The following is a 14,200-nucleotide window of genomic DNA, read 5'->3' as shown; positions in this document are numbered from 1 at the left end:
ACGCACCGCTGGTGTACCAGTTGTTCTGCCAAGGGCATAGCTGGGTAGCTATGTGCGGAAGGGATAAGTGCTGAAAGCATCTAAGCATGAAGCCCCCCTCAAGATGAGATTTCCCATAGCGTAAGCTAGTAAGATCCCTGAAAGATGATCAGGTTGATAGGTTCGAGGTGGAAGCATGGTGACATGTGGAGCTGACGAATACTAATAGATCGAGGACTTAACCATATAATATGAAGCAATGTTATCTAGTTTTGAAAGAATATATATTTAAAATTCCTTTTGACATTCTGAAAAGAATGTGCATAATGATAAAAGTCTGGTAATGATGGCAGAGAGGTCACACCCGTTCCCATACCGAACACGGAAGTTAAGCTCTCTAGCGCCGATGGTAGTTGGGACCTTGTCCCTGTGAGAGTAGGACGTTGCCAGGCTTATATTATTCCGCAGTAGCTCAGCGGTAGAGCTATCGGCTGTTAACCGATCGGTCGTAGGTTCGATTCCTACCTGCGGAGCCATTATGCTTCCATAGCTCAGCTGGTAGAGTACTTCCATGGTAAGGAAGAGGTCACCGGTTCAAGCCCGGTTGGAAGCTTGGGAAAATTTTTTATTTTTTGGCCCGTTGGTCAAGTGGTTAAGACACCGCCCTTTCACGGCGGTAACACGGGTTCGAATCCCGTACGGGTCATCACTTTTGGAGGATTAGCTCAGCTGGGAGAGCACCTGCCTTACAAGCAGGGGGTCGGCGGTTCGATCCCGTCATCCTCCACCATATATTTTTAAATGTCGGAGGGGTAGCGAAGTGGCTAAACGCGGCGGACTGTAAATCCGCTCCTTCGGGTTCGGCAGTTCGAATCTGCCCCCCTCCACCATTTTCTTTAAAATAACCTGAAAGGGTTTATTTTTTTGAAAAGATAACCATACTAGTAAATATTAATGGGCTATAGCCAAGCGGTAAGGCAACGGACTTTGACTCCGTCATGCGCTGGTTCGAATCCAGCTAGCCCAGCCATTTACGAGCCATTAGCTCAGTTGGTAGAGCATCTGACTTTTAATCAGAGGGTCGAAGGTTCGAATCCTTCATGGCTCACCATTTTCGCGGAAGTAGTTCAGTGGTAGAATACAACCTTGCCAAGGTTGGGGTCGCGGGTTCGAATCCCGTCTTCCGCTTAATTACTAAGGGGCCTTAGCTCAGCTGGGAGAGCGCCTGCCTTGCACGCAGGAGGTCAGCGGTTCGATCCCGCTAGGCTCCATATAAATAAGGAAAGCTTACATCAAATGATGTAAGCTTTTTTTGTGTTTAAATTCCATTCCAAAAGGAAACTTTTCCGTATATCGTTTAGAATGAAAAAAAGGATTGAATAAGGGGGAGGTAATTATGAAAGTTGTCATTGCATCGGATTCATATAAAGAAAGCCTGAAAGCTATAGAGGTATGTGAAGCTATTGAAAGAGGCTTTGCAGCAATTTTCCCTAAAGCAGAGTATGTTAAAGTACCAATTGGAGATGGAGGCGAAGGAACGGTTGAATCTCTTGTTGGTGCTACAATGGGGAGAATTATAAAACTTAGTGTGACAGGACCGCTTGGAGGGAGCGTGCAAGCCTTTTATGGTATGTCTAAGGATAAGAAGACAGCATTTATTGAAATGGCAGCAGCATCAGGATTACAACACGTTCCAATTGAAAGGAGAAACCCGCTTATTACAACGACAAAAGGGACAGGTGAACTTATATTACATGCATTAGATCAAGGAGCTAAACACATTATTTTAGGGCTTGGAGGAAGTGCTACAAATGATGGTGGGGCTGGTATGCTATCTGCCTTAGGCGCAAGATTTATAAATAGGAAAGGTGAGGTAATAGAACCTTCTGGAGGGACATTGCATTTGATAACCACCGTTGACCTTTCTAGGATTGATTCACGCCTGGAGGATATAAAGTTAGAAGCAGCATGTGATGTAGATAACCCTTTAGTTGGACCGAGCGGGGCATCTTTTATATTTGCGAGACAAAAAGGTGCAAATGTAGAGATGATGAAAGAGCTAGATGAGAATTTAAAACATTATGCTAATATACTTAAACAACATGTGTCTTTTGATGTATCTGAAATACCAGGTGCGGGGGCAGCTGGAGGAATGGGAGCCGCTGTCGTTGCAGTGCTAAAGGGACAACTAAGAAAAGGGATTGAAATTGTATTAGATTATACAAATTTTGATAAGTGTATAGAGGGTGCCGATCTTATTGTAACTGGTGAGGGAAGAATAGATGAACAAACAGCTTATGGAAAAGCTCCTGTTGGTGTCGCGAAGCGGGCGAAATGTCGTCATATTCCTGTAATTGCTATTGGTGGATCTGTATCTCCGAACTATACAATTGTTTATGAAAAGGGAATTGATGCAGTGTTTAGTATTACAGCCAGTCCAATGACATTAGAAGAAGCATATAAAGCGGCAGAAGAGAATATCGAAATGACAGCAAAAAATATTGCAGCAGTGTGGAAATTAGCATCAGAAAAACGCTTCTAAATATAGAAGTGTTTTTTTAATCCAGTTATTTGAGAATATTTTGTGTAATCCTAGGTGGTGATGGAGAAAAGCACTCATAAAAATATTAGCTAATAGAAAAGTTAGTTGGTTCATTAAGTTAACTTTATACATAGAATAGTTTAAAAATTGGGATTCCAACGTAAATATAAGTGAATAAAATGTATATCCATGCAGAAAAATGTCGAGTTGAGTCAGACTATATAAAAGATTTAAAATATTTAGTGAAGGCATAAAAGGGGGATACTATCTATGAAAAAAGAAATCTCAGTTATTGGAGTTCCAATGGATTTAGGACAGATGCGTCGTGGGGTTGATATGGGACCAAGCGCGATCCGTTATGCAGGGGTAATTGAAAGAATCGAAGAAATTGGATATAACGTAAAAGATATGGGAGATATATGTATAGAGAGAGAAAAAGAAATAGATGAAAATACAAATTTAAGAAACCTTACACAAGTTGCAACTGTATGTAATGAATTAGCAAGTAAGGTTGATCATATTATAGAAGAAGGTCGTTTTCCACTTGTATTGGGCGGCGATCATAGTATTGCTATCGGTACGTTAGCTGGTGTAGCGAAACATTATAAAAATTTAGGTGTTATTTGGTATGATGCACACGGTGATTTAAATACAGAAGAAACTTCACCATCAGGAAATATTCACGGTATGTCACTTGCTGCAAGTTTAGGTTATGGACATTCTTCACTTATAGACTTATATGGGGCATACCCGAAAGTGAAAAAAGAGAACGTTGTAATTATCGGTGCACGTGCATTAGATGAAGGGGAAAAAGACTTTATTCGTAATGAAGGCATTAAAGTATTTTCAATGCATGAAATTGATCGTATGGGTATGACGGCTGTTATGGAAGAAACAATTGCTTATTTATCTCATACTGACGGTGTTCATTTATCATTAGATTTAGATGGTCTTGATCCTCATGATGCACCAGGAGTTGGGACGCCTGTAATTGGTGGTCTATCGTATCGTGAAAGCCACTTAGCGATGGAAATGTTAGCAGAAGCTGATATTGTTACATCTGCTGAATTTGTTGAAGTAAATACGATTTTAGATGAGAGAAACAGAACAGCAACAACAGCGGTTGCTTTAATGGGTTCTTTATTCGGTGAAAAACTAAAATAAATGTAAGAAAAGCAACTGAGAAGTTGCTTTTTTTATTTGAAAATAGGCGTATAATAATGACTTATATTATACTGTACTGTAGGGTAAGAAAGTTTGACATCTTACCAATTTAGGCCAAAGGGGGTCGTTTGTAATTGTCGTTTGTTTCATGTATGGTATAATTAACTAGTTGTTGGAAATACATACAGATAGAGCATAAAACAATATTTCAATATATGGATAGAATTGCTCGTAAGTAGGAGGAAGGGTTAGCATGCCTTTTGAAGATACAACCATTTTGAAATATCTTAGTACGGCATTAGATATTGCTGTTGTATGGTTTATTATATATAAGCTAATTCTTATAATCCGGGGTACGAAGGCTGTTCAACTTTTAAAAGGTATTACAGTTATTATTGTCGTCCGGATGATCAGTATTTTACTTGAATTGCATACGCTATATTGGCTAACGGAACAAGTATTAACGTGGGGATTCTTAGCTGTTATTATTATTTTTCAGCCAGAATTGCGAAGAGCACTTGAGCAGCTAGGACGAGGTAGCTTGTTTTCGCGTGTGGGAACTCACGAGGACGATGAACCCGAAATTGTTGCAACAGCGATAGCGAAAGCAACGGAATATATGGGAAAACGTAGAATTGGTGCATTAATTACTTTATCAAAAGAGACCGGTATGGGTGATTATGTGGAAACGGGTATTCCGTTGAACGCAAATGTGTCATCAGAATTACTCATTAATATTTTTATTCCAAATACGCCTCTTCATGACGGAGCAGTAATTATGCAAGGAAGTACAATTAAAGCAGCAGCATGTTATCTTCCGTTATCAGAAAGTCCGTTTATTTCTAAGGAATTAGGAACTAGGCATCGCGCTGCAATGGGAGTTAGTGAAGTTACTGATAGTATTACAGTAGTTGTGTCGGAAGAAACAGGCCAAATTTCTTTAACGAAAAACGGTAAGTTACATCGTGATCTGAAGTCAGAACAACTGAAGGATATGTTGTTAACAGAATTTAGTGGGAATGAAAAAACGACTTCTTCGTCTTTATGGAATTGGAGGAGAAAGCGTCATGGATAAGTTAATGGAGAATCATTGGTTTTTAAAAGGGATCTCATTACTATTGGCGTGTATGCTTTTTATGTCAGCAACTTTAACTGAAAAAAATACGACATCAAATGTATTACCTTTCGTCAATGAAGCAAAAGAAACATTAACTAATTATGATATTAACCTTAAATATGACGAAGAGAAGTATATTGTAAGTGGTATTCCCTCAGAGGGAGTCAAGGTAAAATTAGAAGGTCCTAAAGCAGCGGTTGCTGCAACGAAAAACAAAAGACAATTTGATATACCAGTTGATTTAGAAGGCCGTCCAAAAGGAACTTATGAAGTTGCTTTAAAAGCAAACGGGCTTCCAGATGAAGTGAAAGGGACAGTTCAACCATCAACAATTAAAGTCACACTTCATGAAAAAGCGAAAAAGTATGTTCATGTAGACTTGAAGTTATCTAATGAAGATCAGATGTCAGCAGGTGCTACCGTTGATAAATCAAGTATTAAGCCTGACACTGTTGAAGTAGTTGGAACAAAAGAAGAAATAGAAAGTATTTCATCTGCTAAGGCATATATAGATTTAAAAGGTATTAATAAAACCGTTACAAAAACAGCAGAGGTTACATTGTACAATAAAGAAGGAAAACGTTTAAATGTAAAAACGAGTCCATCTAAAATTAGTGTAACGGTGAATGTAGCGACACAAGCTACAGCAAATAACGTCGAAAAAACAGTTCCTTTAACATATGCGAAAAAAGGGAATTTACCAGAAGGTTTAGCTGTTACAAATATCAGTGTTGAGCCGAAGGAAGTAACGATAGCAGGTCCAAAAGATATTTTGGATAATATACAATCTATAGAGGGGGTCGAGGTAGATCTTAGTCAATTGACGGATTCTACAACATTCGATGCCTCTGTTTTATTGCCAAAAGGTGTAACAAGTGCAAAACCAAATCAAGTGAAGGTTTCCATAGGGGTACAAAAGGTAAAACAAACGAAAAGTAAAACTATTGATGGTATCCCGATTCAAAAAAGTGGAATTCCGAACGATGTTACTGCTCAGCTACTTTCGCCGCAGGATGGGAAGATAAGCGTTGATATTTCAGGAGAAGCAAGTATAGTAGATAAAATAACAGCTGCTCAAATAGCAGCGGTGATTAATCTACAAAATGCATCTCCGGGAACAAAAGATATTTCTATTCAAGTAAGCGGTCCTGGTAATATTTCGATAGAGCCAAAACAAAAAAGTGCTAAAGTTACAATTGTGAAGAAAGAAAAGCCAGATAAAGAAGTACAGGGTAATATTGAACACCCAGATTCAACAAACAATCAGGGAAATCAAACTGAAAAGCCAAAAAATCCTGAACCAGATCCAGAAAAGGATCAGGAAAAAAATAAAGAAAAAGAAAAAGAACCGGGCCAAGAACCGAGCAAAGAACCAACAGTAGATAATCAAAAAGAGCAAGAAAAAGGAGCGAATCATAATGGGTAAATATTTTGGTACAGATGGAGTACGCGGGGTTGCGAATAAGGAGTTAACACCTGAATTAGCGTTCAAAATTGGACGTTTTGGAGGCTATGTATTAACAAAAGATACAGATCGTCCAAAAGTAATTATCGGCCGTGATACACGTGTATCTGGACATATGTTAGAAGGCGCTTTAGTAGCAGGTCTATTGTCAACTGGAGCAGAAGTAATGCGTCTTGGTGTTATTTCTACACCAGGTGTGGCTTATTTAACAAAAGCTTTAGATGCACAAGCGGGTGTTATGATTTCTGCATCTCATAATCCAGTACAAGATAATGGAATTAAGTTCTTCGGTTCAGATGGTTTCAAATTAACAGATGAGCAAGAAGCAGAAATTGAAGCATTATTAGACAAAGAAGTTGACGAGTTACCACGTCCAACAGGTACTAACCTTGGCCAAGTGAGCGATTACTTTGAAGGTGGACAAAAATATTTACAATACATTAAACAAACTGTAGAGGAAGATTTCTCTGGTTTACATATCGCTTTAGATTGCGCACACGGTGCGACTTCTTCTTTAGCTCCATACTTATTTGCAGACTTAGAAGCTGATATTTCAACGATGGGAACTTCTCCAAACGGTATGAATATTAACGAAGGCGTAGGATCTACACATCCAGAAGTCTTAGCTGAATTAGTAAAAGAAAAAGGTGCTGATATCGGACTTGCTTTTGATGGTGATGGCGACCGTTTAATCGCTGTAGATGAAAAAGGAAACATCGTTGATGGCGATCAAATTATGTTTATTTGTGCGAAGTATATGAAAGAAACTGGTCAATTAAAACATAATACAGTTGTTTCAACAGTTATGAGTAACTTAGGTTTCTACAAAGCACTTGAAGCAAACAATATTACAAGTGATAAAACAGCAGTTGGTGACCGCTACGTAATGGAAGAAATGAAACGTGGTGGATATAACCTGGGCGGAGAACAATCAGGTCACATTATTTTACTTGATTACATTACAACTGGTGATGGAATGTTAAGTGCACTTCAACTGGTAAACATCATGAAAATGACGAAAAAGCCATTATCTGAGCTTGCAAGTGAGATGACGAAATTCCCACAATTACTAGTAAATGTTCGTGTAACAGATAAAAAGTTAGCATTAGAAAATGAAAAAATTAAAGAAATTATTCAAGTTGTAGAGGAAGAAATGAACGGCGACGGTCGTATTCTTGTTCGTCCATCTGGAACAGAGCCACTTATTCGTGTAATGGCAGAAGCACCAACACAAGAGGTTTGTGATGGATATGTACATCGTATTGTAGAAGTTGTTAAAGCTGAAGTTGGCGCTGAATAATTCAATGAATTTATTGAAAAGGAGCACAAGAAGTGCTCCTTTTTCATATGTTTTATAGACGATGAAAAAAATTTCATTGACGGGTTTATCATGTTTGTTATAAGATGGTCTTGTTCTTTTTCTCAAAGTAAATATTGTAAATTATAAAAGCGCCAGAGCTACAAGTAGTGTAGTTGACGAGGTGGAGTTTTATCGAGATTTCGGCGGATGACTCCCGGTTGTTCATCACAACCGCAAACTTTTACTTAAAACATTAAGGTGACTTAGTGGACAAAGGTGGAAGTGTGATGAGAGAAAAGGAACGGATGAATACTAGCTGTATAAGTATATACGGACTTTAACCCAATCGAGAGGAAGGTGAAAGCCGTTACAAGCTTACAGGGCTAGCAATATGTAATCCGTTTTTTTAGTACAAATAAAAATGGTATCGGACTATGTCGTTACATGTTCGCAGAGCAGTGTAAGCATTTGTAACGGCGACTAAACATGTGTGGAATCGTAGGATTTATTGGAGAGCAAGATGCAAAGGAAATTTTATTAAAAGGTTTAGAAAAGCTAGAATATCGTGGATATGATTCAGCAGGTATTGCAGTACAAGCAGAGAACGGTGTTGTTGTATACAAAGAAAAAGGCCGTATTGCAAAACTTCGCGAAGTCGTAGAGGAGAATGTAGCAGCAAGTGTGGGAATCGGTCACACACGCTGGGCTACACATGGTGTTCCAAGCAAAGTAAACGCGCATCCGCATCAAAGTACATCAAAGCGTTTTACATTAGTTCATAACGGTGTAATTGAAAACTATGAATTAGTGAAAAAAGAATATTTACAAGATGTAACGTTCGTAAGTGAAACAGATACAGAAATTATCGTGCAGCTTATGGAACAACAAGTAAGCACAGGACTAAGTGTAGAAGAAGCATTCCGTAACACGTTATCTCTTTTACATGGTTCTTACGCAATCGGACTACTTGATGCTGAAAATCCAAACATGATTTATGTTGCTAAAAACAAAAGCCCGCTATTAGTAGGTGTTGGTGACAACTTTAATGTTGTGGCGAGCGACGCTATGGCGATGTTACAAGTTACAGATCAATTTATCGAGTTAATGGATAAAGAAATCGTAATTGTAACGAAAGAAAGCATTACAATTAAAAACTTACAAGGTGAAACGATTGAACGTGCACCTTATACAGCGGAATTAGACGCAAGTGATATTGAAAAAGGAACATATCCTCATTTCATGCTAAAAGAAATCGATGAGCAACCACTTGTAATCCGTAATATTATTCAAAAGTACCAAGGTGAAAATGGCGAGATTGAACTGGATGCAGATATTCGTAATGCAATCTTAGATAGCGATCGTATTTACATCATTGCATGTGGAACAAGTTATCATGCAGGTCTTGTTGGAAAGCAATTCATTGAGAAATTTGCGAAAGTACCAGTTGAAGTACACGTAGCAAGTGAATTCTCTTACAACATGCCATTATTAACAGAAAGACCATTCTTCATTTACATCTCACAAAGTGGTGAAACAGCTGATAGCCGTGCAGTACTTGTGCAAACAAATGAAATGGGTCATAAAGCATTAACGATTACGAACGTACCTGGTTCTACGCTTTCTCGTGAAGCTGATTACACACTTCCATTATACGCAGGACCAGAAATCGCAGTTGCATCGACGAAAGCATACACAGCTCAGCTTGCAGTACTTTCAATCTTAGCGGCTGACATTGCAAAAGCGAAAGGTGAAGCTCTTAATTTTGATTTAACACAGGAGTTAGGACTTGTAGCAAACGCAATGGTAGTACTTTGTGATCAAAAAGAAGAAATGGACGCATTAGCAAAACAATTTTTAGCAACAACGCGTAACTGCTTCTTCATCGGACGTAGCGTAGACTTCTTCGTAGGTTTAGAAGGTGCGTTAAAACTAAAAGAAATCTCTTACATCCAAGCAGAAGGCTTTGCTGGAGGAGAATTAAAACACGGTACAATCGCCTTAATCGAAAACGGTACACCGGTTATCGCACTTGCTACACAAGAGCACGTAAACCTTGGAATTCGTGGTAACGTGAAAGAGGTAGTAGCACGCGGAGCTAACCCATGTATCATCTCAATGAAAGGCTTAGAAATGGAAGGTGACAGCTTCGTATTACCGGCTGTACACGAAGCACTAGCACCGCTAGTAGCAGTTATTCCATTACAACTTATCTCATACTACGCAGCACTTCACCGCGAGTGTGACGTTGATAAGCCACGTAACTTAGCTAAATCTGTTACGGTTGAGTAGGAGATTGGTGGATTTGAAATAAAGATACGATGTTTTACCCCTTTAGATATAGCTATCTAAAGGGGTATTTTTGTGTTAAAAAGAACATCTAAAATCGATAGGAGAAAGTCAGGCTACCCGTACTCCATTAAAGTATTACTTTAATTTTTCTGAATTTTTCATTATCATTTTAAGTATTCGTGAACAATTTCCTTTATTATGAAAAGAAGAGAGGATAGATTACTAGGTATTACAAGGGGGCTTATTAATGAACGTGAAAGAAAAAACATATTTAAGTATAGAAGAGATTATTTCGTTACCAACCTTATCAAGTACAAATATAAGTGATGATGGAAAAAACGTAGCATTTATAAAGAAGACGGCTAATTGGAAAGACAATACATATAGGAATCATGTATGGATATATGAAAAAGATAAGGGACAGAGTTACCCATTAACAAATGGGGATATAGATAGTACATGCCCGTTATGGTCCCCGGATTCTAGGAATATCGCATACCTTAGCCCAGTTGATGGCGGGAAAAATCAGATCTTTGTTAAGTCACTAGATGGTTATAACGGTGTGCAAATTACTGATGAGGAAGAAGGGATCAGTACATTCAAATGGGGGCCTACTGGTAAAGGTTTTTATTATGTTGCACAATCAAAAGAATGCGAGGAAATAAAGAAACGTAAGGAGCTATATGGGGATTTCCAACATGTAGGTAAGGAACATCAGAATAATTGTTTATATTACATTGAAATAGAAAAAGTGATACAAAATGATAAAGAGGAACGAGAGATTAGCGGCGTTTATCCATTAACTGATGGTAAGGATTTTTATATCCATGGATTTGATATTTCAAATGATGGGACAAAGGTTGTATTTATGGCTACACCAAGCCCCAGCGATCATATGAATGGTGATCTATACATATTAGATATTGAAGCTGGGGAACTACAAAAAATGAATATGGACAAGTTGTTGGGAGGGAGCGTTTGTTTTTCTCCTGAAGGTAGTAAAGTATGTTACTCAGCAAGCATAAGAGAGAAGGATTACTATAGAAACCATATACAAGATAGTACATTAGAGATGTATGATATGAATACTGGAGAGCTACTTCAACCTTTAACAGATTTTGATAGTACGGTTATGCCATTACAGTGGACAGCTAAAGGGATTTTAATTAGATGGCAAAATAAAACGAACTATCTTATTGGGTTGCTAGCTGAAGATGGCGCTGTGGAAATATTAAGCGAAAAAGTAGATGGCTTTATAATGGATGCTTCTATAACAAAGGATGGAAATCATATAACCTATAATAAGGCTATAACAAATGAAACTTTTGAAATCTATTTAGACGATAAAAAAATAACGGATGAAAATAGCTTTTTCAAAGGGAAACTTAAAAGTAAAAGGGAAATCATCTCATGGAAAAGTAGTGATGGTCTTGAAATAGAAGGTGTTTTATCAACGCCAGTAGAGTTTGACACTAATAAAGAATATCCTTTATTAGTAGTAATTCACGGGGGGCCGGCTTGGGCATCTTTTCCGATATTTTCAGACTGTTTTAATGAGAAATATCCTATTGAACAGTTTATCGAAAAAGGCTTTATAGTTTTAGAGCCAAACTACAGAGGAAGTTCTGGTTATGGTAATGAATTTTTAAAAGCAAACTATAGAAAACCAGGAATCGCTGACTACGATGATGTTATATCTGGAGTGGATGAACTAGTAGAAAAAGGGATGGTAGATAAAGATAGAGTAGGAGTTATGGGATGGAGTAACGGAGGATATATATCAGCTTTCTGTTCTACATTTAGTAGTAGATTTAAAGCTATTTCAGTTGGGGGCGGAATTACTAACTGGAGTACCCATTATGTAAATACAGATATCCCTTACTTTATTAGAATGCATTTAGGAAATACTCCATGGAATGATCCAGATATATATAGGAAAACATCGCCAATGACATATATTAAATCAGCATGTACACCTACGTTAATTCAACATGGGGAAATGGACGTAAGAATTCCAATTACAAATGCATATGATCTATATCAAGGATTAATGGATATGGAAGTTGATACAGAATTAATTATATTTAAAGGAATGGCATATAGCCCTAATCAGCCAGGAATGAATGTAGCTATTATGAAGCAGAATTTGATGTGGTTTTCACACTATATTCTTGGAGAAAGCATGAAAGGTTTTAGTACTATATAATGGATATACGTACAAGGATTTTTCGTTGTGCAATCGGGCCAGATTGTTGTAAACTGCATTTAAATCATGATTAAAAAGATTTAAGTGATTATAAGGAAACGTAATTCGGAGGACGAATATGACAGAGAATAAAAATGAGTTAGCTGTAGAACAACGTGAAGAACTATTAAAAGTATTACAAGCTCGTTTTGAGAAAAACATGAACCGCCATGAAGGTCTTGAATGGGCTACAGTGGAAGCAAAGCTGACTACTAATAATGAAAAATTGTGGTCCATTAATGAAATGGAAGTAACTGGCGGTGAGCCGGATGTTGTTGGTTATGATGAAGAGAAGGATGAATATACTTTCTATGATTGTTCGAAGGAGAGTCCTAAAGGCCGTAGAAGTCTTTGTTATGATCTTGAAGCGTTAGAAGCAAGAAAGAAGCATAAACCAGAAAATAACGCTATTGATGTGGCAGCTGCTATGGGTATTGAACTATTAACTGAAGAACAATATCGAGAGTTACAACAACTTGGAGATTTTGATATGAAATCATCGAGTTGGGTACAAACACCTTCAGACATTAGAGAACTTGGTGGTGCTCTATTTTGCGATTACCGCTTCGGACACGTTTTCGTGTACCACAATGGAGCAGATTCATACTATGCTGCTAGAGGATTTCGTGGTTCGTTAAGGGTTTAATTTTCTTATTATATATTCAGTAATTTATTTAGGTAATGTAAACTTAGCTTTTTTACCTTGTGAAATATCTTTTGCCTCTTTATTTCTCATAGGTCCTAACTCAATCTCAAAGCTTTTGTCTTTCCAAATTTTTTCATACTGCTCTTGATCTAATGTATATACTTGTAGTAACTCTCCAGACGTTCCGGTTTTAACGGAAGCATTATAGTCGTAATTTAATAGCATACCTTCACTAATCGTATATTGTGTACCATCATTAACTCTCAATGTAGAGCTTATAGGAGATAGTGCGACGTCTTGCGTATCTTTGTTATCAAGTTTGAATTTTACTGTTAATAGAACAATACCATTTTTGAAATTTGCAAATCGTGGAGCCTCGACAGAGTTTGGCGTGAATTGAGCAAATTGATATCCATCTAATGTAACGTTGACAGCACCTAATTCTTGACTATTATTAATGCCGGATTGTTCTTTTAGCATTTTTTTATCGCCCATGTTATTAGCAGTTACTTTATCTTGATAGAAAGCTTTATCTGCTGCAACCTTTTCAGCGCCTTGAGCGTTTAAACTTAATGAAAAGTTTCCAGGGCTTCCGATTGGGGCATCAAATTTCCCTTTATTAGCTTGTGCAGTTGGAACTGTGACTGAGACTGTTGAGAGACTTGAAATTTTTGCTAAATCATCTTTTCCAAATGGATAAGCGATATAACCAGAAATAGTTTCTCCTGCTTTTACTAAGTAATCATTCGTTGGAGCAAGCTTAGTTGGTAGCTGATCTTCTTTTGGAATTAAATCTTTATAGTTACTATATACTTTCTGCGCACCAGTAAACGACATGTCCAATGCTGGCATATAATAGATATCTTTAGCTGAACTATTTTTTACGCTATAGTTCACAAGAATAACTCCGCCCTCTGTTTGACGGTTAAATGGAATGTTAAAGTCCGTATGGAATCCATTAAATTCAACTAAGGTATAACTATTCATTGATACTGAAACATCTTCAGCTTTATGGACTTGTGGTTCCTTATTTTCAAAAAGAACTTTTGTTTTACCACCTGTTTCTTTTTCCATATAGGAAATCAGCTTAGAGTAATCACTTGAGCCAGTAGCTATATTTTCAGGCTTTTTATCTTCAGTTTTTTTATCTTCTGATTTTTTTTCTTCAGGTTTATTTTCTTTCGCTGTATCCGTTTTTTCTGTTTTGCTTGCAGTTTCTTTTTGTTCTTTATTTGTCGTATCGCTTTGACCACAGCCGGTTATTACAAAAGCTGCTACGATTACTGCAGAAAATAAAGAAAGTAATTTTTTTGACATGTTTCTTCCCCCTATTTGTGTAAAACTAAACTCTCACATTAGCCCCACGTTTTATTATAAGAAGGTTAGTTAATATTTACCAGTATTTTTTCTGATTATTTTTATTATTTGGATATTATAATATAATAAAGTTAAT

At 37.4% G+C, this 14,200-nt stretch carries 9 protein-coding genes, 9 tRNA genes, 2 rRNA genes and 1 pseudogene; 20 read left to right on the top strand and 1 reads right to left on the bottom strand.

The features are described from left to right. From KI356_RS16925 to KI356_RS16835, 20 genes and pseudogenes are all read left to right on the top strand, one after another. A 23S ribosomal RNA gene (locus tag KI356_RS16925) occupies positions 1-225 on the top strand; the annotation flags it as partial. A 90-nt stretch (positions 226-315) separates the two neighbouring features. Further along, positions 316-431, top strand: a 5S ribosomal RNA gene (rrf, locus tag KI356_RS16920). 9 nt (positions 432-440) lie between these two features. Then, a tRNA-Asn gene (locus tag KI356_RS16915) sits at positions 441-515 on the top strand. Between the two features lie 4 nt (positions 516-519). Beyond that, a tRNA-Thr gene (locus KI356_RS16910) sits at positions 520-592 on the top strand. A 21-nt stretch (positions 593-613) separates the two neighbouring features. Beyond that, positions 614-685, top strand: a tRNA-Glu gene (locus KI356_RS16905). An 8-nt stretch (positions 686-693) separates the two neighbouring features. Beyond that, a tRNA-Val gene (locus tag KI356_RS16900) sits at positions 694-769 on the top strand. Between the two features lie 16 nt (positions 770-785). Continuing rightward, a tRNA-Tyr gene (locus KI356_RS16895) sits at positions 786-869 on the top strand. 65 nt (positions 870-934) lie between these two features. Then, a tRNA-Gln gene (locus KI356_RS16890) sits at positions 935-1,009 on the top strand. Positions 1,010-1,014: 5 nt separating this feature from the next. After that, positions 1,015-1,090: transfer RNA gene (locus tag KI356_RS16885), tRNA-Lys, on the top strand. A 5-nt stretch (positions 1,091-1,095) separates the two neighbouring features. Then, positions 1,096-1,167 (top strand) — tRNA-Gly (locus KI356_RS16880). Between the two features lie 10 nt (positions 1,168-1,177). Next, positions 1,178-1,250: transfer RNA gene (locus KI356_RS16875), tRNA-Ala, on the top strand. 125 nt (positions 1,251-1,375) lie between these two features. Beyond that, positions 1,376-2,521, top strand: coding sequence for a glycerate kinase (locus tag KI356_RS16870; protein WP_212935958.1), 1,146 nt, complete (start codon positions 1,376-1,378; stop codon positions 2,519-2,521). Between the two features lie 270 nt (positions 2,522-2,791). After that, positions 2,792-3,685, top strand: coding sequence for an arginase (gene rocF, locus KI356_RS16865; protein WP_128283198.1), 894 nt, complete (start codon positions 2,792-2,794; stop codon positions 3,683-3,685). Positions 3,686-3,938: 253 nt separating this feature from the next. Beyond that, positions 3,939-4,760: a diadenylate cyclase CdaA gene (cdaA, locus tag KI356_RS16860; protein ID WP_212935957.1), complete on the top strand. Its 822-nt coding sequence runs from the start codon at positions 3,939-3,941 to the stop codon at positions 4,758-4,760. Beyond that, on the top strand, positions 4,753-6,228 hold the full coding sequence (locus tag KI356_RS16855; protein ID WP_212935956.1) for a CdaR family protein: 1,476 nt from the start codon (positions 4,753-4,755) through the stop codon (positions 6,226-6,228). The genes cdaA and KI356_RS16855 overlap by 8 nt, the downstream gene beginning before the upstream one ends. Further along, on the top strand, positions 6,221-7,567 hold the full coding sequence (gene glmM, locus KI356_RS16850; protein ID WP_212935955.1) for a phosphoglucosamine mutase: 1,347 nt from the start codon (positions 6,221-6,223) through the stop codon (positions 7,565-7,567). Before KI356_RS16855 ends, glmM begins: the two co-directional genes overlap by 8 nt. A 287-nt stretch (positions 7,568-7,854) precedes the next feature. Continuing rightward, a pseudogene (locus KI356_RS28220) lies at positions 7,855-8,041 on the top strand (hypothetical protein). Between the two features lie 12 nt (positions 8,042-8,053). Further along, positions 8,054-9,856, top strand: a complete 1,803-nt coding sequence (gene glmS / locus KI356_RS16845; RefSeq protein WP_128283202.1) for a glutamine--fructose-6-phosphate transaminase (isomerizing) — start codon at positions 8,054-8,056, stop codon at positions 9,854-9,856. Between the two features lie 247 nt (positions 9,857-10,103). After that, a complete protein-coding gene (locus tag KI356_RS16840) occupies positions 10,104-12,062 on the top strand; it encodes a S9 family peptidase (RefSeq protein ID WP_212935954.1) in 1,959 nt (652 codons plus the stop codon). A 118-nt stretch (positions 12,063-12,180) separates the two neighbouring features. After that, positions 12,181-12,747, top strand: coding sequence for a DUF4256 domain-containing protein (locus KI356_RS16835; RefSeq protein ID WP_212935953.1), 567 nt, complete (start codon positions 12,181-12,183; stop codon positions 12,745-12,747). Between the two features lie 24 nt (positions 12,748-12,771). Here KI356_RS16835 and KI356_RS16830 read toward each other — a convergent pair whose 3' ends face one another. After that, positions 12,772-14,064, bottom strand: a complete 1,293-nt coding sequence (locus KI356_RS16830; RefSeq protein ID WP_212935952.1) for a DUF5068 domain-containing protein — start codon at positions 14,062-14,064, stop codon at positions 12,772-12,774. Positions 14,065-14,200 lie beyond the last annotated feature (136 nt).

It is taken from the genome of Bacillus hominis, assembly GCF_018332515.1.
GTDB lineage: Bacteria > Bacillota > Bacilli > Bacillales > Bacillaceae_G > Bacillus_A > Bacillus_A hominis.
The sequence above is the reverse complement of the archived record's forward strand: the minus strand, read 5'-3'. Positions and strand labels throughout refer to the sequence as shown.

Excerpts from the sequence above, each read along its gene's own strand:
- KI356_RS16830 (WP_212935952.1), bottom strand. The coding sequence starts at position 14,064 with ATGTCAAAAAAATTACTTTCTTTATTTTCTGCAGTAATCGTAGCAGCT.
- cdaA (WP_212935957.1), top strand. The coding sequence starts at position 3,939 with ATGCCTTTTGAAGATACAACCATTTTGAAATATCTTAGTACGGCATTA.
- glmM (WP_212935955.1), top strand. The coding sequence starts at position 6,221 with ATGGGTAAATATTTTGGTACAGATGGAGTACGCGGGGTTGCGAATAAG.
- KI356_RS16855 (WP_212935956.1), top strand. The coding sequence starts at position 4,753 with ATGGATAAGTTAATGGAGAATCATTGGTTTTTAAAAGGGATCTCATTA.
- KI356_RS16870 (WP_212935958.1), top strand. The coding sequence starts at position 1,376 with ATGAAAGTTGTCATTGCATCGGATTCATATAAAGAAAGCCTGAAAGCT.
- KI356_RS16835 (WP_212935953.1), top strand. The coding sequence starts at position 12,181 with ATGACAGAGAATAAAAATGAGTTAGCTGTAGAACAACGTGAAGAACTA.
- KI356_RS16840 (WP_212935954.1), top strand. The coding sequence starts at position 10,104 with ATGAACGTGAAAGAAAAAACATATTTAAGTATAGAAGAGATTATTTCG.
- glmS (WP_128283202.1), top strand. The coding sequence starts at position 8,054 with ATGTGTGGAATCGTAGGATTTATTGGAGAGCAAGATGCAAAGGAAATT.
- rocF (WP_128283198.1), top strand. The coding sequence starts at position 2,792 with ATGAAAAAAGAAATCTCAGTTATTGGAGTTCCAATGGATTTAGGACAG.